Origin of the sequence: Pseudoalteromonas sp. THAF3, assembly GCF_009363775.1 — a bacterium.
GTDB lineage: Bacteria > Pseudomonadota > Gammaproteobacteria > Enterobacterales > Alteromonadaceae > Pseudoalteromonas > Pseudoalteromonas ruthenica.
In genome coordinates, this window is the sequence record NZ_CP045418.1 from 736,734 (window position 1) to 758,970 (window position 22,237).

The 22,237-nt window shown below is 50.2% G+C and carries 19 protein-coding genes and 1 tRNA gene; 15 read left to right on the forward strand and 5 right to left on the reverse strand.

All coding sequences use genetic code 11. From position 1 onward, the window contains the following. Window positions 1-9: 9 nt before the first annotated feature. Complete coding sequence (gene pepA / locus FIU82_RS03385) at window positions 10-1,524, reverse strand: leucyl aminopeptidase (protein ID WP_022946287.1); 1,515 nt, start codon at window positions 1,522-1,524, stop codon at window positions 10-12. Window positions 1,525-1,767: 243 nt separating this feature from the next. Here pepA and lptF point away from each other — a divergent pair, with 243 nt between their 5' ends. Next, window positions 1,768-2,880, forward strand: coding sequence for an LPS export ABC transporter permease LptF (gene lptF, locus FIU82_RS03390; RefSeq protein ID WP_022946286.1), 1,113 nt, complete (start codon window positions 1,768-1,770; stop codon window positions 2,878-2,880). Continuing rightward, window positions 2,877-3,941 carry an LPS export ABC transporter permease LptG gene (lptG, locus tag FIU82_RS03395; protein ID WP_022946285.1) on the forward strand — a complete coding sequence of 355 codons (1,065 nt, stop codon included), beginning with the start codon at window positions 2,877-2,879 and terminating at the stop codon, window positions 3,939-3,941. The genes lptF and lptG overlap by 4 nt, the downstream gene beginning before the upstream one ends. Window positions 3,942-3,957: 16 nt before the next feature. Here lptG and FIU82_RS03400 read toward each other — a convergent pair whose 3' ends face one another. Beyond that, window positions 3,958-4,458 carry an RDD family protein gene (locus FIU82_RS03400; protein WP_053910590.1) on the reverse strand — a complete coding sequence of 167 codons (501 nt, stop codon included), beginning with the start codon at window positions 4,456-4,458 and terminating at the stop codon, window positions 3,958-3,960. Window positions 4,459-4,601: 143 nt separating this feature from the next. On the opposite strand from FIU82_RS03400, the gene FIU82_RS03405 reads away from it, so the two are divergent. The 4 genes from FIU82_RS03405 (at window position 4,602) to FIU82_RS03420 (ending at window position 7,678) form a co-directional block, all read left to right on the forward strand. After that, window positions 4,602-6,254 carry an acyl-CoA dehydrogenase family protein gene (locus FIU82_RS03405; RefSeq protein ID WP_152440341.1) on the forward strand — a complete coding sequence of 551 codons (1,653 nt, stop codon included), beginning with the start codon at window positions 4,602-4,604 and terminating at the stop codon, window positions 6,252-6,254. A 189-nt stretch (window positions 6,255-6,443) separates the two neighbouring features. Further along, window positions 6,444-6,528 (forward strand) — tRNA-Leu (locus FIU82_RS03410). Window positions 6,529-6,880: 352 nt separating this feature from the next. Beyond that, window positions 6,881-7,414, forward strand: coding sequence for a hypothetical protein (locus FIU82_RS03415; RefSeq protein ID WP_152440342.1), 534 nt, complete (start codon window positions 6,881-6,883; stop codon window positions 7,412-7,414). Window positions 7,415-7,429: 15 nt separating this feature from the next. Further along, complete coding sequence (locus FIU82_RS03420) at window positions 7,430-7,678, forward strand: hypothetical protein (RefSeq protein WP_022946281.1); 249 nt, start codon at window positions 7,430-7,432, stop codon at window positions 7,676-7,678. A gap of 35 nt (window positions 7,679-7,713) precedes the next feature. On the opposite strand, the gene FIU82_RS03425 is transcribed toward FIU82_RS03420, so the two are convergent. Next, window positions 7,714-8,034, reverse strand: a complete 321-nt coding sequence (locus tag FIU82_RS03425) for an Mpo1-like protein (protein ID WP_138509938.1) — start codon at window positions 8,032-8,034, stop codon at window positions 7,714-7,716. Window positions 8,035-8,224: 190 nt separating this feature from the next. Between FIU82_RS03425 and cysE the strand changes: the two genes are divergently transcribed. Together cysE and FIU82_RS03435 are read left to right on the forward strand one after the other, a co-directional pair. Further along, complete coding sequence (gene cysE, locus FIU82_RS03430; protein WP_045979543.1) at window positions 8,225-9,040, forward strand: serine O-acetyltransferase; 816 nt, start codon at window positions 8,225-8,227, stop codon at window positions 9,038-9,040. 20 nt (window positions 9,041-9,060) lie between these two features. After that, entirely contained in the window at window positions 9,061-9,744 is a 684-nt protein-coding gene (locus tag FIU82_RS03435) for a hypothetical protein (protein ID WP_152440343.1), read from the forward strand. On the opposite strand, the gene xseA is transcribed toward FIU82_RS03435, so the two are convergent. After that, window positions 9,707-11,065 carry an exodeoxyribonuclease VII large subunit gene (xseA, locus tag FIU82_RS03440; RefSeq protein ID WP_152440344.1) on the reverse strand — a complete coding sequence of 453 codons (1,359 nt, stop codon included), beginning with the start codon at window positions 11,063-11,065 and terminating at the stop codon, window positions 9,707-9,709. The two genes, FIU82_RS03435 and xseA, sit on opposite strands and share 38 nt — an antisense overlap. 136 nt (window positions 11,066-11,201) lie before the next feature. Between xseA and guaB the strand changes: the two genes are divergently transcribed. The 4 genes from guaB (at window position 11,202) to FIU82_RS03465 (ending at window position 18,235) form a co-directional block, all read left to right on the forward strand. After that, window positions 11,202-12,671, forward strand: a complete 1,470-nt coding sequence (gene guaB, locus FIU82_RS03445) for an IMP dehydrogenase (RefSeq protein WP_022944336.1) — start codon at window positions 11,202-11,204, stop codon at window positions 12,669-12,671. A 112-nt stretch (window positions 12,672-12,783) separates the two neighbouring features. Further along, window positions 12,784-14,361 carry a glutamine-hydrolyzing GMP synthase gene (gene guaA / locus FIU82_RS03450; RefSeq protein ID WP_022944337.1) on the forward strand — a complete coding sequence of 526 codons (1,578 nt, stop codon included), beginning with the start codon at window positions 12,784-12,786 and terminating at the stop codon, window positions 14,359-14,361. Window positions 14,362-14,669: 308 nt separating this feature from the next. Next, window positions 14,670-15,857, forward strand: a complete 1,188-nt coding sequence (locus tag FIU82_RS03460) for a site-specific integrase (RefSeq protein ID WP_152440345.1) — start codon at window positions 14,670-14,672, stop codon at window positions 15,855-15,857. 47 nt (window positions 15,858-15,904) lie between these two features. Further along, window positions 15,905-18,235, forward strand: a complete 2,331-nt coding sequence (locus FIU82_RS03465; RefSeq protein ID WP_216651820.1) for a YecA family protein — start codon at window positions 15,905-15,907, stop codon at window positions 18,233-18,235. A 77-nt stretch (window positions 18,236-18,312) separates the two neighbouring features. Here FIU82_RS03465 and FIU82_RS03470 read toward each other — a convergent pair whose 3' ends face one another. After that, window positions 18,313-19,308: a LuxR family transcriptional regulator gene (locus tag FIU82_RS03470; RefSeq protein ID WP_152440347.1), complete on the reverse strand. Its 996-nt coding sequence runs from the start codon at window positions 19,306-19,308 to the stop codon at window positions 18,313-18,315. Between the two features lie 86 nt (window positions 19,309-19,394). On the opposite strand from FIU82_RS03470, the gene FIU82_RS03475 reads away from it, so the two are divergent. From FIU82_RS03475 to FIU82_RS03485, 3 genes are read left to right on the forward strand one after another with little or no spacing between them, the layout of a single operon-like run. Further along, on the forward strand, window positions 19,395-19,616 hold the full coding sequence (locus FIU82_RS03475) for an AlpA family transcriptional regulator (RefSeq protein ID WP_216651829.1): 222 nt from the start codon (window positions 19,395-19,397) through the stop codon (window positions 19,614-19,616). Window positions 19,617-19,620: 4 nt separating this feature from the next. Further along, complete coding sequence (locus FIU82_RS03480) at window positions 19,621-20,514, forward strand: helicase RepA family protein (RefSeq protein ID WP_152440349.1); 894 nt, start codon at window positions 19,621-19,623, stop codon at window positions 20,512-20,514. Next, window positions 20,501-21,256 (forward strand): ABC transporter ATPase, encoded by a 756-nt coding sequence (locus tag FIU82_RS03485; RefSeq protein ID WP_152440350.1) that lies wholly within the window; start codon window positions 20,501-20,503, stop codon window positions 21,254-21,256. The genes FIU82_RS03480 and FIU82_RS03485 overlap by 14 nt, the downstream gene beginning before the upstream one ends. The last annotated feature ends 981 nt before the right edge of the window (window positions 21,257-22,237 follow it).

Sequence of the window (22,237 nt, forward strand, 5' to 3'; positions counted from 1 at the left end):
TCGCAGTGATTAATCTTGCGGGTTATCCAATACCCCAGCGCGGTTAATCAAATATTGCGTTAGCATTGGCACAGGACGCCCCGTGGCGCCTTTGGTTTTGCCGCCGCTGCGCCATGCCGTACCGGCAATATCTAAGTGCGCCCAGTTATACTTTTTGGTGAACTTAGATAAGAAGCAGGCAGCGGTAATAGTGCCTGCGGCGCGACCGCCTAAGTTAGTGAAATCAGCAAACGGGCTTTCTAACTGCTCATGATAGTCATCCCATAGCGGCAGCTGCCAGGCACGATCGCCACTTTGCTCAGAGGCTTTAAGAAGGTCATGTGCCAAAGGATTATGGTTAGAGAGCATGCCGGTTGCATGAGCACCCAGGGCAATGATACACGCGCCAGTAAGGGTGGCTACGTCAATCACGGTATCGGGGTCGAATGCCTCCACATAGGTGAGGGCATCACACAGTACTAAGCGTCCCTCGGCGTCGGTATTAAGGACTTCAACGGTCTGCCCCGACATCGTGGTTAGAATATCACCCGGGCGATAGGCATTGGAGCTGGGCATGTTTTCACAGCCTGCAAGCACACCAATCACATTAATGGGAAGTTGCATTTTGGCAATGGAGCGCATGGTGCCGATAACCCCAGCTGCGCCGCCCATGTCGTATTTCATCTCGTCCATGGCTTCGCCTGGCTTAATTGAAATACCGCCGGAGTCGAAAGTCAGGCCTTTACCTACCAGCACTATCGGTGCCGCGCCTTCTGCGCCGCCATTGTAGTGAATCACCGACATCACTGACTCGTTAGCACTGCCACGGCCTACGGCAAGGTACGAGTGCATGCCGAGTTCTTCCATTTCTTGCTCGCCGACCAAGTTAACGGTGACGTTCTCGAACTCTTCTTCTAAGCTTTTCGCTTGCTCGCCTAAGTAACGTGGGTTACAGATATTTGGCGGCATATTGGCGACATCTTTACAGAGTTTGGCTCCTGAAGCGATAGCTAAACCATGCTCAATAGCACTTTCGCCAATCGGCAATTCGCGGCGCGTTGGTACGTTGAAAACAATTTTACGCAGTGGTCGGCGTGGATCGCTTTTTTTACTTTTCAGCTGGTTAAAGGTGTATAAGCAATCTTGTGTGGTCTCAACAGCTTGGCGTACTTTCCAATACGTATCGCGGCTTTTTACATGCTGCTCTGTTAAAAAGCACACCGCTTCCATGGCCCCAGTCTCGTTCAGGGTATTAATGGTTTTGGAAATGATTTGCTTATACTGTTTGTCGTCTAGCTCGCGCTCTTTACCACAACCTACAAGTAGTACGCGCTCACTTAGCACATTCGGTACATGGTGTAATAATAGCGTTTGCCCCGGCTTACCTTCTAAGTCGCCGCGACGTAAAAGGTTAGAGATGTAACCTTCACTGATTTGATCCAGTTGCTCGCCGATAGGGGATAAGCGGCGTGGCTCGTAAACACCCACTACAATACAAGCGCTGCGTTGCTTCTCTGGGCTACCACTTTTTACGCTAAATTCCATTGTGACTCCTAATTAGAGGAAAAGTCAGCCCTTGGGGCGTTTGCCAGCCAAGGCGCTGTTCACCTACTTACTATTGTCGTGAACTATTTACGCATTTATCAATCCACTAACTAAAGTGTAGACAATTACATGCCTTAGGTATGATATTTAATGCGCTTGACATATAATAAAGTGACTAAAACAACTAGTTTACTCAAATTTTCCTACTATGCCAGTGAAACACGACGTTTTTAGGGGCGGACATTGCTGATTTTTCGATACTTAACCGCTGAAGTTTTCAAGTCTCAGGTTGCTGTTTTCTTGACCTTAATGACCATTTTTATCAGCCAAAAATTCGTCGTAATTCTAGGCGATGCATCTGAGGGCAGTATTCCTGCAAAATTAGTGCTTTCTATGGTGGCACTAAAGCTGCCGCAATTAGCCTCGTTGATTCTGCCGCTAAGTATCTTTTTAGGTATTATCCTCGCTTATAGCCGCGTGTATGCTGACAGCGAAATGACGGTTCTTAAAGCCTGTGGCGTCAGTGAATGGTATGTGGTGCGTATCACCTTAATCTCAAGCACCGCTTTGGCGATTTTAGCCGGTGCCATGACCTTGTATTTGGCCCCATGGGCCAGTGAAAAGGAATACCAGTTAAAGGAGCGGGCACAAGCCGATGCCGGCCTTTCTGCCTTGCGTGCCGGGCGCTTTCAGGAAACAGGGAATGAAAAAGCCGTGGTTTTTATTCATGATATGGATGATGGCGGACGCGTTTTAAATAAGGTGTTTGTGGCGCAGTTGCCTCGTGGTGAAGGCCAGCAACAGTCTCAGGTTGTGTATGCCGAGCAGGGGCAGGTGATCGAACGTGACAACGGCGAACAACAATTGATCCTGCGTCAGGGGCAGCGCTACGAAACTCAGGCCCGCGCACTGAACATGCAACATACCGAGTTTGATAGCTATCAGGTGCAAATCCGCGAGCAAGCCATTGAACACCAGCGTCGTAAGCTGGAAGCCGTGCCCACCGCCAAGTTGTTAGAGCAAGATAGCAATGAAGCTATCTCGCAGTTTCAATGGCGCTTAGCCATTCCGTTGTCTATTCCGTTATTAACGCTTATCGCCGTGCCTTTGAGCGTCGTGAACCCGCGCCAAGGTAAATTTGCCAAGCTAGTGCCGGCGATCAGCCTGTATCTAGGGTATTTTATTTTACTGAATGCCGCTAAGTTTGCCTTGGAAGATGGCAAAATTCCGCCTTCGATTGGCCTATGGTGGGTGCATCTTAGTGCGCTGTTTATTGGTGCATTTCTCATTATCAAAGGGCGACCGCTCGGCGTGTGGCTGCGCTCCATCCTAACTAAGCGAGAGGCCGCAGTATGAAAACACTCGATTGGTATTTAGGGCGCAGCATTATGCAAACCACGGGGTTCGCCCTATTGGTTCTGGTGGGGATCAGTACCCTCATTAAGTTTATTGAGCAGCTTAAATCAGTGGGGCGTGGCAGCTACGACATTATGGATGCGCTGTTATATACCCTGTATACGGTGCCTGGCGATGTGGTGGTCTTTTTCCCTATGGCGGCGTTGATAGGCGGACTCACCGGGCTCGGGGCTTTGGCTTCAAACAGCGAGTTGGTCGTGATGCAAGCGGCGGGCATGTCACGCTTGCAGGTCATTGCCTCGGTGATGAAAACGGCGGTGGTATTAGCCTTATTGATGATGGCCATGGCCGAGTGGGGCGTACCCAAGGCCGAGCAAACCGCCAAACAACTGCGTTCACATGCTATATACGGCGGCGATGTATACAGCGCCAAGCAAGGCGTGTGGGCCAAAGATGGTGATGTTTTCGTCAATATTGAGGATGTTGACCAACAAGGGCAACTCAATGGCGTGCGTATGTATCATTTTGATAAAGACTTAGAGTTGGAAAAGATCACCTTTGCTGATCGAGCGCTTTATCGCGAAGGTGGCTGGATGCTGCGTAAAGTCAAAGAGTTACATGTTGATGCGGCACAAATTAGAGAAAGCTTCGCCGAAGAACAATTTTACGACTCACAGCTCACCGCTGAAAAATTGGGAGTGGTATCGGTGAAGCCTGAAACCTTGTCATTCAAAGGGCTGTGGTCTTACTTGCAGTATTTGCAGCACAACGACCAAGACACCACCGCTTACGAGTTGGCATTGTGGCGCAAGATTATGCAGCCCGTGTCTTTGGCAGTGATGCTGCTTGTGGCGCTGTCATTTATTTTTGGGCCGCTGCGCACCGTAACCATGGGCGCGCGTATCGTGATGGGGGTGGTCACAGGTATTGCTTTCCACCTGACCGACCGTATCTTCGGCCCTATTGTGACGGTGTATCAGATCCCCGCGTTTGTGGGTGCGGTGCTACCGAGCATGTTGTTTATTATCTTCTCAAGCTATCTACTGAAGCGGCGCAATTAAACGCCGCTTGCTGTGCTCAATCTAGAGCTTGGTAAATTTTCTTGTTGTCTTCTTTGCTTAAGGTAACCACTTCACAGCCCGATAAGTAGTCCTGCAGGGCGCGTTTGTTTTTTATATCAACCAAGACCAGGATATTGCCTAAGCCAAGTAACGCGCACAGGCTACGCCATGCGCTTTGCCAAAAGCCTGGAAGACTGCCATCGAGTCGGCGCACTTGCATACGCCATGCACGCATACCGATTGTTTGCCCACTCTTACTCCAGAAGTAGCCAAAAAAGCTTAGGCTTACTAAGACTAAAAGCACATCACGGAGCACATAGAGAACGGTATTTTGTTGAATCAACGCCGCCACATCTTCCGCCTCACCTAAGCTTAACCAACCTAGCGAGATAGCGCCTTGTACAACAAGCAAGTACACCACCGTGGTCAGCATGGCAAATGCGATAACCACAAGGCCATCATAAATTAATGAGGCGATACGTCGGGCAAACCCAGTGCGTGCATAATCAGCAGACATGACAACATTCCTAAGCGATAAAATCGGCGACAGTGTAGCAAACCCCCTGCACAAAGGCGACGCTCTTAGTGCTCGCTCGACAAGGTGGTCAGACCTGCTATAGTCAGTGACATAACTCCACTGCCGCACTGTGAGAAAAATAAATGAATAACAACAGCCTAGCAGATACACACTCGGTATTTAATCAACCCAAGCCGTTAGCGAATTACAATGCCTTTAGCGCCGATGAGGTGCTGCAATACTGGTTAACGCGGTTCGGTGGCAGTTGGGGCGCGCCCATGCTTTGCAACTTTGGTGAAGGCATAGGTGGGTCACTATTAGAGGCCGGCTTCCTTGCTAATAAGCACCTTCCCGAATTTGTTAGTCATAGCCGTTTTGGTGAGCGCATTGATCAAGTCGATTATCACCCCGCTTATCATCAACTGATGCGCCATGCAGTGCAAAGTGGTCACTGTGCGCTACCATGGTTGGAAAGCAAAAGCGGGGCACATGTGGTGCGCGGGGCACTGGCTTTTTTACACAGCCACGCCGACCCAGGCTCGGGCTGCCCGTTAACCATGACTTTCGCCAGCGTTCCGGCAATCGCGGTACAAAAAGAGGTGGCTGATCGGTGGCTGCCCAAGATTCTGTCTCGTCACTATGATGAAAGCAATAAGCCTTGGTATGAAAAGCAAGGCGTGACCATAGGGATGGCAATGACCGAAAAACAAGGTGGCAGTGATGTGCGAGCAAACACCACCTATGCCGCCCCAGTAGCTGCGAGCGGGCCGGGGCAATTGTATGAGATTGTGGGTCATAAGTGGTTTTGCTCGGCGCCGATGTGTGATGGCTTTTTGGTGTTAGCCCAGGTAGAGCAACAGCTTTCATGCTTTTTAGTTCCCCGTTGGCGCGAGGATGGCAGCAAGAACCCAATGCATATCCAGCGCCTTAAAAATAAATTAGGGAATCAATCTAACGCCAGCTCCGAGGTGGAATTTCGCGGCGCCCATGGGTGGCTATTGGGTGAGCCAGGGCGCGGCATCGCCACCATAATTCAAATGGTGGCTTTAACGCGCTACGACTGCATGCTGGGCTCTTCGGCACTGATGGCACAAGCAGCGAAAGAAGCGATTTGGCATACCCATGAACGCCAAGCCTTTGGCAAAGGTCTGCACCAGCAACCGCTTATGCGCAACGTATTAGCCGATTTAGCCATTGAGGCCGAGGCTGCTTTGGCTATCTCTATGCGTATCGCTAATGCATTAGATAACCAAGATGATCACCACCATCGAGCGTTAGTACGCAGCGCCACCGCTATCGGTAAGTATTGGATTTGTAAACGCGCCGTACAACATACCTATGAGGCCATGGAGTGTGTTGGTGGGGTGGGGTATGTAAACGACAATGTGCTCAGCCGTTTATATAAAGAGGCCCCGGTGAACGCCATTTGGGAGGGCTCGGGCAATGTGCAGTGTTTAGACTTATTGCGGGTGCTGAATAAAGAGCCGGATACACTAAAGGCCTTACTGCGGGAATTAGAGCAGGCTAAGGGGCAGTATGCACAATTCGATGAGCGGTTAGAACAGTTACAGGCCCAGCTTGGTGATAAAGGGGCGATTGAAATACATGCGCGGCAAATTATGGAAAGCTTAGCCCTACTTTGGCAGGGTGCAACCTTGCTTATTTACGGCGACCCCTTAATTGCCGATGCCTTTGTGCGCTCGCGCTTAGCGCCACAAAGCCACCATCAATATGGCACACTCAATGAAAATATTGATATGCAGGCAATTATTAAACGCTTTATGCCTAAGTGCTGATATTGTTAAACATCGATGCTCATGCTTGGTTGTTTATTCAGCAGTTGACACATTAATAACATAAAACGCTTGCCGCGCTTTTCATTCTTTGTATAATGCACGGCATAGAGATGAAGGCAGATAAACAAAGCCTTTGCTCTGAAGTGGTTTTTCTTTATCTTCTCGTTGAGAAGGTCAAAGAAAAAAGATGCCAGTGTGATGGAATTGGTAGACATGACGGATTCAAAATCCGTTGCCTTCGGGCGTGGCGGTTCAAGTCCGCCCACTGGTACCACTTTTGATAACCCTAGCCGATTGGCTAGGGTTTTTTTATGCCTGAAATTTGAAAATTACGTTGATAACTCCGGTATAAATCTAGCGCGCTTCCTCTCTCGTAACTCTCCTTTTACGATGGGTATTAAAACCTGACCAATGCGTCTACCTTCCCAATTGGTGGTTCGCCCTAAATAAAGGGCTTTGTGCAGTAGTTAATTCAGCACGGGCTATGAAAAACATATCCCTATCGCCGCAATAAGCGCTGCTACACAGTGGTGCACTTAACTCAAATAGGGTGATTAAAGGTGGCAATTCATCCGAACTAAGTTACTCTATTAGCGGGACAAATAATAAAAAAGGAAGCAATAACAATGACTCGGGTGTTTAGCGCGGTGGTATTGGCGACGGTCACTCTCGGTGGCTGTACTAGCGTTCCACAACAGGCGATTACCGCAAATCAGCAAGTCTCGAAAGGCATCGCCGCGATTGGGGATAATGGTTTGGCTATGGTGGATGCGTGGGAGCACTCTGCTTATGCGATGCTTGATGAGCGCTGGCATAAGGTGTATGCCAAAGCAGAGCAAAGTTATCGTGGCAAACGACAGCTGGCTGATAATGATAATCTCAACTCACAGCAACGTGAAGATGTGGCTGGTTTGGCGGCCCTTATCCGCACGCAAGTACGAGGCAGCATTCACGATGAAGCCGATAGGATGCGTCGCACTATTCATGGCAATGTGCAAGCAACCCTTGAAGCGAATGAAAGCATCACCGAGTTACTTATTAGCGCTAATTCGGTATTGAGTTTGCAGGAAAGCGCCATAAAGGAGGTGGGTGATTTGCTGCCGATCCCGCCAACAATTAGCACCTTTATCGATAAATCATTACAAAGCGCAGGCCTTTAATAACAGGATAGAATAATGAGCCTAAACGATTTAAGAGGCGAGTTCGCCGACGATATCACCCAGATTGCCGCTGATTTGAGCAATTCCTTACCCATGTCGAAGCCACAACTTCGTAGTGCCTTCAGTGATGATGAACTAAAAGAGCTGCATGAGATGATTGCGGCTGTGCATCAGGCGACTTCAGAGCATGATAAGCAGTTGGCATTAGCAGATAATGCTAAAAGTGTGTTGGCGTTGTTAAAAACCCTTGGTGTGGGGGTGTAGCCTCCTATTAGAGCTCTCAGTGGCAAAGCTTGGGGCTACCAAGGCACTTTGCCAATGAGCATATCTTTAAACATGACCCAGTCGCCAATCAAGCTGTAAACTGGATGGCGAAAGGTAGCAGGGCGATTTTTCTCGAAAAAGAAATGACCCACCCATGCAAAGCCGTAACCGGCCACAGGCATCGCCCACAACCAAATGTAGCTGCCGCTGAACACAGCAAAGCCTAATATCGCCAGCACCACTAAACTGCCGATAAAATGTAAACGTCGGCACACAGGGTTTTCGTGCTCTTGTAAGTAATAAGGGTAAAACGCTTTAAAGCTATTAAAGTTCTCTTTATCAATTGCTTGGGGCATATTCTTCTCCAATGCGACTATGACTTTAGCCTAGCTTTATTTTTGCATTAAGGGCAACAGCTCTTTCCTTAGTTGTTTTAGTTATATCTGATAACGACCCTAAATTGCCCCCGGGATGGCGTGATAGTGGGCAGATCCGTTACACTTAGTCTATTACAAGTCCGTTGTTCGTAAGTTGGTGGATATGCCCATGCGTCATGAAATCTGGCAGCAGCTCAGAGAAGAAGCAAATCAAGTTGTAACTAAAGAGCCATTATTGGCCTCGCACGTATACTCGTGTGTGCTTAATCATGAGTGCCTTGGCTCGGCGCTAAGCTTTATCGTGGCCAACAAACTCGCCGATGCGGTGGTGTCAGCGTTTACCATTCGCGAGCTATTTGACCAAGCGTTTGTGGACTGCGATACCATGCTTACTCATGTAGCAAACGATATTAAAGCCGTTCGCGATCGTGACCCAGCGGTGGATACTTATTTAACGGTGATCTTAAACCTTAAAGGCTTTCACGCCATTCAAGCGCACAGGTTGGCTCATTGCTTGTGGCGTCAAGGGCGCATCGAGCTAGCTCGTTTTATACAAAGCCGCTGCTCAGAGGTGTTTGGTGTTGACATTCACCCCGCGTGCCGTGTTGGTCACGGCATCATGTTTGACCATGCGACGGGTATTGTTATTGGCGAGACAGCGGTGATTGAAGACAATGTGTCTATTTTGCAGTCGGTCACTTTAGGTGGTACAGGTAACGAGTCTGGCGATCGCCACCCTAAAATTCGTGCCGGGGTGCTTATTGGCGCCGGGGCGAAAGTTCTGGGCAATATTGAAGTGGGTGAGGGTGCGCGTATTGGTGCCGGCTCGGTAGTATTGAGCTCAGTGCCGCCGCATATGACCGCCGTTGGCGTTCCCGCTAAATTGGTGGGCAAACCGGACTGTCCTTGTCCAGCGGAAAGCATGAATCAAAACTTTTTAGATGACGAACAAGAGAATCAATCGCATACTAGTGCCATGTTGTAGTGGCACTAGAGTGAAAAGGGATGAATAAACAACTTGTTATAACTGCACTGGGGGCATTCGCGTTGGGCTTCGGAGGCGGTTATATAGTGTTCTTCGAGCCATCACCCGCGCCATTAGTGCCAGCAACGCAGCCCGCATCATCAAGTGATGCTCAACTTGTAACTCATCCCCCTCAGCTCGCGGCGTCGCCTGAATCACCTCAAGCAGCAGTAAAAAAACAGCCGCCACCACCCGCTACCGATACGCTAGAGGTCGCCCCCGAACAACCCCGGGATGCAGCTAAAAATACCAGCGACATTGATACTTTACGCCGTGAATTGGCGGCCGCTAAGCAAACTATTGCTACCTACAAGCATATTCTGGACGCGCCCAGTGACATGGAAGCCGAACTTAAAGAGCGATTTACCAATCAAGAGCGGGACGAAGCTTGGGCCTATGAAGTTGAAACCAAAGTGAGTGACTTTGTTTACAGTCAAGGGTTGGCGTACAAGATTAAACTCGATACCGCCCAATGTAAGCAAACGGTGTGTCGCCTGCAGTTCTCAGCCCAGGAAGACGTAGAACTCGACCCGCGTGACGATTGGCACAATATTCAAAATACTCTTATGGAACAGCCGTGGTGGCAGCAGTTTCACCGCACCAATTCGCGCAGCTCCGAAGCGGGTCTTAATCTTTGGGTTGAACGCCTACCACCGTCGTCGTAACCTCACCATCGGCCACGCGCGTATGCAGTGTTTGGCCCGGTTGTACTTGCTGTACTGACTTAATAATTCCCGTGTCGGCGCGCGTAATGCTGTAGCCGCGCCCAAGTACGGCCAAAGGGCTAATGCTATCAAGGCGAGTAGCGAGGTGGCTCAGCTCGCTTTGGGCGCGATAGAGTTGCTCTTTTTGGCTTGCCACTAGACGGCTCGACAGTTGCTGCAATTGATATTTGGCACTGGCTACCCGTTGTGCTGGGTTGGCGCGTTGCAAACGCATACTAAGCTCGCCAAGGTGCTGTTGCTGGTGGTTAAAACGCTGCTCCATGGCGCGGTGTAGACGCATTTGCAACTCATCTAAACGCTGCTGCTGTTGCATCAACTGATTAGCTGGATGCTGGTGTGATAAACGGCTTTGTAGTTGCTGCAATTGCTGTTGATAGGCCGCTAAGCGGTGTCGCCATGCGCTGTGTAGCTGCTGCTTTTTATGCGCTAAAAACTGCTTAATTTGTTCGCTATCGGGACTCACTAACTCGGCCGCCGCAGAGGGGGTCGCCGCACGTATATCAGCAACAAAGTCGCTGATAGTGGTATCTATTTCATGACCCACGGCACTGATCACAGGTAATTCACTGGTAAAAATAGCGCGAGCCAATTGCTCGTGATTAAAGCACCACAAGTCTTCTAAGCTGCCGCCACCGCGCCCGACAATTAATACATCAACCTCTTTGCGGGCATTGGCTAGAGCAATTTTATCGATGATCCCTTGATGGGCACTATCACCTTGCACTTGGCAAGGGTAAATAACCACTTCCAGCTGCGGTGCGCGGCGCTTTAATACGGTTAAAATATCCCTTATAGCGGCCCCAGTGCTGGAAGTGACAACACCTACTTTATTGATGCTGCTAGGCAACGGCTTTTTGTAACTAGAGTTAAAGAGCCCTTCACTAGCCAAGCGCATTTTTAAGGCTTCGAACTGTTGTTTAAGCAGCCCCTCGCCAGCGGCTTCCATGCGCTCGACGATGACTTGGTAGTCACCGCGCGGTTCATACAATGAGACTCGTGCATGTACTTGCACCTGGTCGCCGTTCTTTGGGCGAATTTGTGCATAGCGGTTGTTGCCGCGCCACATCGCTGCGCGCACTTGGGATTTATCGTCTTTTAAGGAGAAGTACCAATGTCCAGAAGAGGGGGCAACAAAGTTAGAAATTTCACCATTGAGTACTATACTGGCAAAGCCACGTTCTAACACGGTTCGGATTTCGCGGTTTAGGCGCGATACGGTGTATACGGCAGCTGGCGTATTAGCGTGGGGTTGTGAATACATAGAACGACCCAAGAGAGCGAAAAAAGTTGTCGCCACTTTATCATAAATAAACGGCGAATTTTATTTACTCGCCCTATTATCGCTGATAAAATGCCGCCGCAACTCCATCCAATCACCAATTCGTGAGAAGTTGCCAATGCTTAGGATCGCTAAAGAAGCTCTTACCTTTGACGACGTACTTTTAGTACCTGGTCATTCTACTGTTCTACCGCACACAGCGGACCTTACCACTCGCCTTACTCGCGGCATTAAGCTGAACCTCCCGCTTGTTTCTGCATCTATGGATACAGTGACTGAAGCGCGTTTAGCCATTGCTCTAGCGCAAGAAGGTGGACTGGGCTTTATTCACAAAAACATGACCATCGCCGAACAGGCGGCCAATGTACGTAAAGTAAAAACGTACGAGGCAGGGGTTGTGTCGCAACCTGTGACCGTACCAGCGGACCTGACTATCGCTGATGCACAAGCACTGGCGATTGAGAAAGGCTTCTCTGGTTTCCCGGTGACCGACAAAGACAATAACCTTCAGGGTATTGTTACCAGCCGTGATATGCGTTTTGAAACTCAGCTGAGCAAGCCTGTTTCTAGCGTGATGACCAAAAAAGAAGACCTTGTTACGGTAAGCGAAAATGCTGATCGTGACCAGATCCTCGGGTTGATGCACGAGCACCGCATTGAGAAAATCCTAGTTGTTGATGACGCTTTTAAACTGAAAGGCATGATCACAGTGAAGGATTACCAAAAAGCCATGGACAAACCAAACGCCTGTAAAGACGAGCAAGGTCGCTTACGCGTCGGTGCTGCGGTGGGTGTGGGTGCTGGTACTGACGAGCGCATCGCTGCATTGGTTGAAGCCGGTGTTGATGTGCTACTCATCGATACCTCACATGGCCACTCGCAAGGGGTTATTGACCGCGTCAAAGAAACGCGTGCAGCTTACCCAGATTTACAAATCGTTGCTGGTAACGTAGCAACAGCTGAAGGCGCTATTGCCCTTGCTGATGCTGGCGTGGATGCCGTGAAAGTGGGCATCGGCCCAGGCTCTATCTGTACTACGCGTATCGTGACTGGTTGTGGCGTACCCCAAATTACCGCTATTTCAGATGCTGTTGAGGGCCTTAAAGGACGTGATATTCCTGTTATTGCCGATGGTGGTATTCGCTTCTCAGGCGATATTGCTAAAGCACTGGTTGCCGGTGCATCGTGCGTCATGGTGGGGTCAATGCTTGCGGGTACTGAAGAGTCGCCAGGCGAGGTTGAGCTGTATCAAGGACGCTACTATAAATCTTACCGTGGCATGGGCTCATTAGGTGCGATGGACCAAAAAGAAGGGTCGTCAGATCGCTATTTCCAAACTTCGAAAGAAGCCGAGAAATTGGTACCAGAAGGCATCGAAGGCCGCGTGGCTTACAAAGGCCCGATTGGCAATATCATCCACCAACAAATGGGTGGTCTGCGCAGCTCCATGGGCCTAACTGGCTCGGCCTCCATTGAAGAGATGAACACTAAGCCACAGTTTGTACGCGTTACCTCGGCCGGTATGGGCGAGTCGCACGTACACGATGTGCAAATTACTAAAGAAGCGCCCAACTACCGCCTAGGCTAGGCGCGAAAACGGTGCACTCAGGGCTAGCAACTGCTAGCCCTGCTTAATTTCGGTTAGCGTAAAGGGCCTGGTTGCACTGGGTCCGCCATCATTTAATTTAGATGAGACAGCAATGAGCAAAGACATCCATGATTCCCGTATATTGATCCTCGACTTTGGTTCGCAGTACACCCAGCTGATCGCCCGCCGCGTGCGTGAAATAGGCGTTTACTGTGAATTATGGGCGTGGGATGTAACGGAAGAGCAAATTCGTGAATTTAACCCGCAAGGCATCATTTTATCTGGTGGCCCTGAATCTACAGTCGAAGAGGGCAGCCCGCGTGCGCCTGACTACGTATTTGAAGCGGGTGTTCCGGTTCTGGGTGTGTGTTATGGCATGCAAACCATGGCGGCGCAGCTTGGCGGTAAAGTACACGGCTCTGATAAGAAAGAGTTTGGCTATGCGCAAGTGGAAAAAGTAGGTAATTGTGCCTTGTTTGAAGCCATTGAAGATCACCTTGGCGACAACGGTAACGGTCTGCTTGATGTATGGATGAGCCACGGCGATAAAGTAGAAGAAATTCCCCCTCAGTTTGCTACCACAGCGAGAACAGACACCTGTCCTCATGCAGCGATGTCATGGGAAGAAAAACGTTTTTATGGCGTGCAGTTCCACCCAGAAGTGACTCATACACTTCAAGGTCTGCGTCTGTTAGAGCGCTTTGTGGTTGATATCTGTGGCTGTGAAAAGCTTTGGACACCCGCGCAAATCATCGAAGATGCCGTTGAGCGTATTCGTGAAAAAGTCGGTGACGAAGAAGTGATCTTAGGCCTATCCGGTGGTGTAGACTCGTCTGTCGTGGCGATGCTTATTCATAAAGCCATTGGTGATAAACTAACTTGTGTGTTTGTTGACAACGGCCTGTTACGCTTGAACGAAGGCGAACAGGTGATGGATATGTTCGGCGACCACTTTGGCCTCAATATTATCAAAATAGATGCCGAAGAGCGCTTTTTGAAAGCCTTAGAAGGGATTGATGAGCCAGAAGCTAAACGTAAAGCCATTGGCTACACCTTTGTTGATGTGTTCAATGAAGAAGCGGGCAAACGTGTGAATGCGCAGTGGTTGGCGCAAGGAACTATCTACCCAGATGTAATTGAATCAGCCGCCTCGGCGACGGGTAAAGCCCATGTCATCAAGTCACACCACAATGTTGGCGGTTTGCCAGAAGACATGAAGCTGGGCCTTGTTGAGCCGCTGCGTGAATTGTTCAAAGACGAAGTACGCAAGATAGGCCTTGAACTGGGTCTTCCTTATGACATGTTGTATCGCCACCCATTCCCAGGCCCAGGCCTAGGTGTACGGGTACTGGGTGAAATTAAGAAAGAGTACTGCGACTTGCTCCGTCGCGCTGATGCTATTTTCATCGAAGAGCTGCACAAAGCGGAGCTTTATCACAAAGTAAGCCAAGCCTTCACGGTGTTCTTGCCAGTGCGCTCGGTCGGGGTGATGGGCGATGCGCGTAAATATGACTGGGTGGTGAGCCTACGTTGTGTTGAAACCATCGACTTTATGACCGCGCGTTGGTCACACTTACCCTATGAATTCCTTGGTAAGGTGTCTAACCGTATTATTAATGAAATCGATGGTATTTCTCGCGTGGTGTACGACATCTCAGGTAAGCCGCCAGCGACTATCGAGTGGGAATGATCACACGTTAGGCATTAGCTGGTACTAACTGGCATTAAATTACACTTAAGCCCATGTTTTCATGGGCTTTTTTATTTTTTTGTCTGGCAGTGTTTGGCAACTGATGGCAGCGGGAAGCACCGCTTGAGCATGGCATTCAAGGTGGTATTATCGAGACATGATGTCATGAGTGAAAGCCGATACCATGCTGCTTGATCCTGTGTTCTCATGGTATCGAAATTATTTAACTAACTGTTTTTATTGGGTTTATGTCCTAATTTTTGGGTGATCTTCCAGCATGGTATTGGAATAGAAGAAGGATAAGACTCTTGCTGACCGATACCAAGCTGCGCAACCTCAAGCCGAGGGATAAACTCTACAAGGTCAATGACCGGGATGGCCTCTACGTGGCCGTCACTCCTGCCGGTTCTATTTCATTCCGTTACAACTACTCGATCAATGGCAGGCAAGAGACAATCACCTTTGGCCGCTATGGCGTCGGGGGTATCACGCTGGCTGAAGCCCGTGAGCGACTTGGTGAAGCCAAGCGGATGGTCGCCGATGGAAAGTCACCAGCGAAGGAGAAGGCCCGAGACAAGGCACGTGTTAAAGGGGCTGAAACCTTTGGTGCCTGGGCGGAAAAGTGGCTACGTGGCTACCAGATGGCCGACTCTACCCGTGATATGCGCCGCTCGGTTTATGCGAGAGAGCTGGAAACGAAATTCGGCAATCAGAAGCTGACCGAAATCACCCACGAGGACTTGCGTGCACTAACCGACGCCATCGTAGAGCGCGGTGCGCCTGCTACGGCGGTTCATGCGCGTGAGATTGTACTCCAGGTATACCGCTGGGCCACTGAGCGAGGCCAGAAGGTTGAGAACCCGGCAAACCTGGTGCGGCCAGCAAGCATTGCCAGGTTTGAGCCGAGAGATCGAACCCTGACCCCCGAAGAAATCAGGATCATGTATCAGTACATGGGGCGTATTGGTACATCACCATCGATCCGGGCAGCGGTAAAGCTGCTACTGTTGACGATGGTGCGTAAAAGCGAGCTGACGAATGCCACCTGGAGTGAGATCAATTTCAGCGAAGCGCTCTGGACGATCCCCAAAGAACGGATGAAACGGCGAAACCCTCACCTGGTGTTTCTATCCAGGCAGGCCATGGACATTCTCATCGCTTTGAAGACGTTCTCTGGAGGATCGGACTATGTTCTGCCGTCACGCTACGATTCTGACGTCCCCATGAGTAGTGCCACGCTGAATCGGGTAATGACGATGACTTACAAGCTGGCTCAGAAAGAGGGGCAACCGCTTGCCAAATTCGGCCCGCACGACCTGAGACGAACAGCCAGTACCTTGCTCCATGAGGCCGGTTATAACACCGACTGGATAGAGAAATGCCTGGCACATGAGCAAAAAGGTGTGAGGGCGATATATAACAAAGCCGAGTATCGTGATCAGCGTACATCTATGTTGCAGGACTGGGCTGATATGATCGACGAGTGGACATTATAGCGCTTGAAAGGTCAGCAGGTCGAAACGGGAGAGAGATAAGAATGAATATGGAAGAAGAACGAAAGAAGGCTGCTGCTTCTTTATTGGAGGATATGGAATCCATTGCTGACCGAATGCGTGAGTTGATTGTCAAAATGCCTCCGCATGATTTGCTCGGGTACATCTACGCTCAGCACATGATGAAAACAATGGGAAACCAAATTGGGGGCGAAAAGCAAGGCCAAGAAGATGGCCCAGATGACGTGGTTAATGAAAACCAGTTCTTACTGGAGTATGTGCACGCGGTTCTCGCATCTGATGCCGCACCTGCGGATATGGAATTCGACGAAGCGCTGTGCGCTGAGCTGTTTGAACTTGGCCGAAAACTGAGAGAGCAGGCCATGTTCTTTGCTATGGCCACCTCCGTTGATACCAAAGATGGCATCTTCGGTCCTAACACGGCCGACATTGAATTCCGTGCGAAATCCACTTGGGTCATGATACGCGGGAATCGTTATCAAGTTTTGGAGGGCGAGTTCTATCGCTACGTTTTGGCGCCTCACAATGATGTTTTGGAGGAGGTGTACGGCATTGGTGCCACCGATATTGCGGAAGGCTTTCAGGCTATGGCCGACGCCACTCGTTCCGGGCACGCCAACGCAATCCTTGAGATGATGAAGCAGTTTGAGGCGGCAAAGGCCTTTTCTATAGAGCAAGGTAAGTCTATGGAAGACGCCATGGAAGCATGGGTTGCAGAAAATGCGGAGCAGTCCAAAGCGGCCCGGGGGGCGATGGAGGATATGTTTCGCGGTGGTATTGCCAATGTAAGCCGTCACACGAAGTTGCCACCGACATTGCTAGCGGACTTGTCATACCAGCGTGGAGAAGATACTGAGTTCTTCGCTGCGGGCGATTTTAAAGGGACACCCTTTCGGACACTACCAGCACGTAAGAAACCTCTAATTCAGCTTGGGTCGGACTACTACGCCGTCGACCCCTGTTTCGCTCGCGATGCGGGGTATCGTGCGCTCCTCTTTAACCTGCTTCAGCGAAAGCCGGATTACAAGAAGGCCTTTAAAGATCGGCAGAAAATGATGAGCGAAGCAGCCTTTGCCGACATTCTAGATGCCCAACTTCCGGGAGCCACAGTGCTCCAGGAGGTTTACTACAAGGACCCTGACAGCAAGCAGTGGTCCGAAAACGACACTCTAATCCTAGTCGATGATGTGCTGTTACTAGTTGAGGCCAAGGCTGGTGCAGCTGCCACCATCGCATCGCCAGCGCTTGATTTTGGCCGCCATGCTCAATCAGTACAGGACTTGGTACTCAAGGCATATAAACAATGTGCGCGCTTCTTCAATTATGTGAATTCGGCGGATGAAGTGTCACTCTATCACCTCGTGGATGGCAAATACGAAGAGTGTAGCCGTGTGCGTCGCTCTGACTACCGGGTGATGGTGCCGATTGGGTTGACAGTCGAGTCGTTCTCGCCCTTTTCCACGTACTGTAAAGAATTACCGCAGGTTGAGCCTTTACTTGGAAAGCATGCTTTCATCTCACTGTCCATCGACGATTTGTTTGTGCTCAAGCGACTCTTGCCCACACCCGGGGAGTTCGCCCATTACTTGGAGGTGCGGCAAGCTGTGGCCGGGATACGCGGGGCTCATCTCTTCGACGAGTTCGATCACTTGGGTGCTTACCTGAAGAAGAACCGTTTTGATCAGGATATTGTCGAGCAGCTGAAGGAAGAGAAAGCGAACATGCTCATCTGGGATGGCATGAGTGACATCGTCGACAGGAGCTTCGAGGGTGAAGAGTGGGAAAGCAAACCGTTCCCAAGTCAGGCGTTCCCAGAGGAGGTGCTGAAGCTGCTTGGAGCACTCGATAGCACCCGAGCTAGCGGCTGGCTTTCAGCGGAGAGTCATATCCGTGACCTAGGAGAGGAGGGCCGGAATAATCTGGCCAAAATGCTGTCCGACCTTCGAAAAACACTGATTCAGCATCCCGCTCGTTACTTTGTTCTGGGCGGGGATGGTGTGCCGCTCTTCGTTTGGCTTCAACGGCATGGCCACCCAATTGACTGGACTAAGGTGAACAATAAGGCCAGCGCAGGTGCGTTGAGTGTCAAGGCTACTAACGTCATTGGCGTCGTGGCTGAAGTTAGTGCTGAAGGCACGTATCTCCAGGCGCAGCCTTTCGAAGTCTACATACCGACAAAACGTACGGAAGAAAACGCCCACATTTACGAAGACGCGGCGAGAATGGCTAACCCTGCACGTACAGTCAATCTCAACCGGGAAAAACAACTCTCCCCTAGTCGCAAGAGCAAAAAAATTGGACGTAATGTCCCTTGTCCATGCGGCAGTGGCATGAAATACAAGAGGTGTCATGGTCGGTAAAATGTGCTTTCACGGCTGACTAGAATCAGCTCAGGAGTCCAGATTTTTTAGCGGCTAAAATTCCTGTTGGTATCCCTCTAGCCTCCCAACAGGAATTCTTTTCGAACCGATGCCAGCGCTTTAGACACGGCTTGGCGTGTCATGGGCTGCTGCTTGGCGTTCAGTATTCGTTTTCCAATTTCAGCCTGGCTGAACCCTGATCGCTTGAGTACCAGCATTTTTTTCTTGGTGTCCGATAGTTTAGAGTCCACCATCCTGCGAGCAAGGTTGCGTAATTCTGCTTTGTCTGCTGACTGCAAAGTTAGACGTAACATTAATTGGAAGAAGTAGCTGTCAATCAACTCATCGCCTGACATGGCGTGAGGCTTGGACCTATTCGCACACTGATGGGTCAGTCGTGTTAGTTCGATATTAAATTGCGTTAGAGAGCGTTTTGCCTGCCTATAAGTAGGGTTCCACTGACCATTCGCCAACTTGGGTCTATGCTCTTCGCAGTACTGGTGGCTGAGCTCAAGTTTCTTACGATCCTCTAACTCAACGTCATTGATACGCTGACCCGCCACCGTCGTCATGAATGCTGCGAACTCTGTTTGGTTTCCGCATAGTTCGCAAAAATCGTGTTTACGTTGTGCGTTTAAGTTGACGCCGTTCGTAGAGGATGATCTTTTGGGGCGCTTGCAAGTACAATCCCAAACCAGTCCAATCAAGGATTCGAGAGTCGCTATGAAGCGCTCGTCCGTCGTAGTCTTCTTTTCTATTGTCTTAATGAACTGGCGCAGTAACTGGCGCTGCATTCGCACCATAGCCTCCAGTCCTACCATTCGAATGATCGCGCTGAATCCAAGTCCAGTGCCGGCTCCAGGAACATAACCAGCGTAGCTTTCTGGAAGGGTATCCATGTAGGTTGCTAGGGCAGGATCGATGACTTCCTCTATCAAGCGCACGATCGGGTAGCGTCTCGAGGACGCGGAGTAAGGATGCCAGCGTTCTTCAAACCGCTGGATAGCTTCTGTGACGACTGGGGCGCAATCTTCCCAGATGACGATGCTCGATTTATTTTTCATGTCAACCATTTTAGCCAATTTATAAGCTTAATCAAGTGGCATTGCTGGGCACCATAGAGCTTTCATAAGTAAGTGGAGGCACAACTATGCAAGCAATGGCAAACAAGACGCTAATCAATCGAAAAGTGCTCTTAGAGATGATTCCGCTCTCCTCACGGACAATTTACAACTTGGAGAAGCGAGGTGAGTTCCCTCGCCGAATTGCACTTACCAGCAGAAACGTCGCGTGGGACTTGTCGGAAGTAGAGCAATGGATTGAAGAGCGCAAGTCATCAGGAATCCAGGCTGCTCGACCTGGCATCACTGTGGGGGCCTAACAGTATGGCTATCGAAATTCCGTGGCTCGATTTAAGAAGTGCTGTTGAGAACGAGCCGAAGCCCCTTGATTTTGTATTTCCTGGTTTCAAATCGGGAGCAGTTGGAGCATTGGTAAGTCCTGGTGGAACAGGGAAAACCATGCTTGCTCTACAAGTTGCCGTAACGGTTGCTACCGGTGCTGATCTATTGAATTTAGCTGATATGGACAGTGCGTGGCGGCTGGTCACCGGTCCAGTGGTATTTTTAACCGGAGAAGACCCAGCAGACGTGTTATCTGGGCGTTTCCACGCTATAGGTCGACACCTTAACACCAGCCAATGTGAGGCCATGTATAACAACTTAGCGGTTGCTCCTCTGGTTGGTTTCAGTGCCGATATGATGAGTAGAGAGTGGCGGAATTGGATTGAGAACGTCACTCGAGGTGCTCGCCTCGTAGTAATTGACACGTTACGCCGATTTCATAAGTTGGACGAAAATGATGGAGGCCATATGAAAGGGGTGTTGGACTACATGGAACAACTTTGCAGCGTAAATAGAACTAGCGTTTTATTCCTGCACCATACAAACAAAGCCGGTGCGTTTAGCAGTGGTGACGCTCAGCAGGCTAGCCGAGGCAGTTCTGTGCTCACGGATAACGTCCGCTTTCAAGCGAATTTAATTGGCATGGGGGCGGCAGAAGCAGAAACATGGGGAGTAGACGAAGAATGTCGCCGTCATTTTGTGCGATGGTCCTTCCCTAAGCTTAATCACTCTGCCCCTATCTCTGACCAGTGGTATAGGCGTCACGAGGGCGGAGTGCTGAAACCTGCCGTGTTGGAGAGGCAGCGTAAGCCTAAAGGAGTCTTACCGTTCAAGAAATCGAAAGCTGTTACGGAAGGTGCTGATGACAATTGGTAACAAGGTCGCTCCAACTAGTACCAGTGCACAGGCACGAGTGATGCTTTACCAGGCCAGCCAGCGCCCTAGCCTGATGGAGGCCGACTGGATGGAAACATCCTTTGGCCGCTGTCGCATTAAGGGAAGGCTTGGCCAGCGGCACGCAGATGTTGTTGAGGCGATTTTGCACTGTGCTGAACGTCGCCGCGATGTGTCAGATGGTGGTGTAGAGCTTTTGGTAGACCCTGCCAAAGTACGGAAAACGTTGTCAGACAGCCGGTATAGTTCCTCCCAGCTTGAGAAGCTGCTGACAGAGCTACGAGCAGCAACCGTAACCATTGAAACGCCACAGTTAGATTTTCCGATAATCGGCGGCTTGATCGATCATGTTATCCCTTCAGCTATGACACGCCCTGATCCCTTGACGGGAGGAGTGCGGAATCTGTGGAGAGTTCGGCTTGGTATCGCCTTGGTCATGCTATTGGAGCATGACCTTAGCCTGTACTACGATCCCGCACCCATTGCTCGCTTGCGGCATGGGATTAGTCAGGCTGTCGCTCGACACATATTGACCCACAAGAATGACCCAGCCGGAGGGTGGCATGTTGATACTCTCATTCGCGCAGTCTGTGGTGAAAATATCAATAGTAAGAAGATGCGAAATGGGCGTTCCAGGCTTAGGGAAGATGCGGAAAAATTACATGAAGTTGGAATAACGATAGATGCTGAGAATAGGATAAAGCGCCTCACACCCGCCCGATAGCGTCCCACACCCGCCCGATGGCGACTCACATCCGCCCGGTAGTGACTCACACCCGCCCGATTTTTGGCTGTTTTGGCAGGATATTCAGGATATCTCAGGATATCCAGCAACCTCCAGCTGGGTGCTGGAGGTTGAGTGTCTATCGGCCTCCGGCCGATGTTTGAACGCCAAGAGGGTGGCTGATTCTGCTTCCTCGCCAAGGACTATCACCTTTTCTTGGCGTTCAATCCGTCCGAAGGACGACCAAAGGCACCTCATAAGCCCCGGGAACGTCGCTCTGAGGCCTGCTAGGGGGTTGCCGTATGGCGATGCCTGAGCGCCTCTCTGGGCGGCTCAGAAGGCCGTATTCCATACATCAAGATGAATAGCCACTCAAGGCGGTAGTCGGCTGAAGATGTATGTGGTTTGTAGGTTGTAGTAGCACTATACAACATACTACAACACTACATTTCCTATCCGCACTGACGTTGTGCCGAAAAGCTGTCCGAAGGTGGGCGCTAGTGGCTCGACACGCACTGGGGGGATAGCAATCCTTCCTGACTGCATGACCCAATCGATATCAATCTGAAACCGTCAAAGAAAAAGCCGCCGAGAGCGTCTAGTGGGTTAGAAAACCCATGAAATACAGCGCTCTACATTCGATGAGTTGCTAGTACTCGTACGTTTCATTGACACTTGAGGGGCGCTATCCCTCCTGAATTGGTAAAGCTGTGTATTTCTGTGTTTGTTTGCTGTGTAAACCCCCGCGTTAGCGTAGTAATCGCCTGATATTACGTGTTTATTTCGTGCTTCTGTTCTAGCAAGAAGGTGAACAAGCGATTTTATATGGTTTGCACTAAAAAACAGATTTTCGCGGCAACACTTTCCTTGGCGTAAACAACGCTGAAAGGCGGGCAGGATAGGTGAAGTTAGCTAATCGGCGGAGCCAATTAACTATCTTCACTTACCCTTATTCGCGCCGGGGCGCTCAACGGGGAATCC

What these genes read in the sequence shown, in the direction of transcription:
- pepA (WP_022946287.1), bottom strand. Translation starts at nt 1,524, where the DNA reads ATGGAATTTAGCGTAAAAAGTGGTAGCCCAGAGAAGCAACGCAGCGCT.
- lptG (WP_022946285.1), top strand. Translation starts at nt 2,877, where the DNA reads ATGAAAACACTCGATTGGTATTTAGGGCGCAGCATTATGCAAACCACG.
- FIU82_RS03400 (WP_053910590.1), bottom strand. Translation starts at nt 4,458, where the DNA reads ATGTCTGCTGATTATGCACGCACTGGGTTTGCCCGACGTATCGCCTCA.
- FIU82_RS03405 (WP_152440341.1), top strand. Translation starts at nt 4,602, where the DNA reads ATGAATAACAACAGCCTAGCAGATACACACTCGGTATTTAATCAACCC.
- FIU82_RS03415 (WP_152440342.1), top strand. Translation starts at nt 6,881, where the DNA reads ATGACTCGGGTGTTTAGCGCGGTGGTATTGGCGACGGTCACTCTCGGT.
- FIU82_RS03420 (WP_022946281.1), top strand. Translation starts at nt 7,430, where the DNA reads ATGAGCCTAAACGATTTAAGAGGCGAGTTCGCCGACGATATCACCCAG.
- FIU82_RS03425 (WP_138509938.1), bottom strand. Translation starts at nt 8,034, where the DNA reads ATGCCCCAAGCAATTGATAAAGAGAACTTTAATAGCTTTAAAGCGTTT.
- cysE (WP_045979543.1), top strand. Translation starts at nt 8,225, where the DNA reads ATGCGTCATGAAATCTGGCAGCAGCTCAGAGAAGAAGCAAATCAAGTT.
- FIU82_RS03435 (WP_152440343.1), top strand. Translation starts at nt 9,061, where the DNA reads ATGAATAAACAACTTGTTATAACTGCACTGGGGGCATTCGCGTTGGGC.
- xseA (WP_152440344.1), bottom strand. Translation starts at nt 11,065, where the DNA reads ATGTATTCACAACCCCACGCTAATACGCCAGCTGCCGTATACACCGTA.
- guaB (WP_022944336.1), top strand. Translation starts at nt 11,202, where the DNA reads ATGCTTAGGATCGCTAAAGAAGCTCTTACCTTTGACGACGTACTTTTA.
- guaA (WP_022944337.1), top strand. Translation starts at nt 12,784, where the DNA reads ATGAGCAAAGACATCCATGATTCCCGTATATTGATCCTCGACTTTGGT.
- FIU82_RS03465 (WP_216651820.1), top strand. Translation starts at nt 15,905, where the DNA reads ATGGAAGAAGAACGAAAGAAGGCTGCTGCTTCTTTATTGGAGGATATG.
- FIU82_RS03470 (WP_152440347.1), bottom strand. Translation starts at nt 19,308, where the DNA reads ATGGTTGACATGAAAAATAAATCGAGCATCGTCATCTGGGAAGATTGC.
- FIU82_RS03475 (WP_216651829.1), top strand. Translation starts at nt 19,395, where the DNA reads ATGGCAAACAAGACGCTAATCAATCGAAAAGTGCTCTTAGAGATGATT.
- FIU82_RS03480 (WP_152440349.1), top strand. Translation starts at nt 19,621, where the DNA reads ATGGCTATCGAAATTCCGTGGCTCGATTTAAGAAGTGCTGTTGAGAAC.
- FIU82_RS03485 (WP_152440350.1), top strand. Translation starts at nt 20,501, where the DNA reads ATGACAATTGGTAACAAGGTCGCTCCAACTAGTACCAGTGCACAGGCA.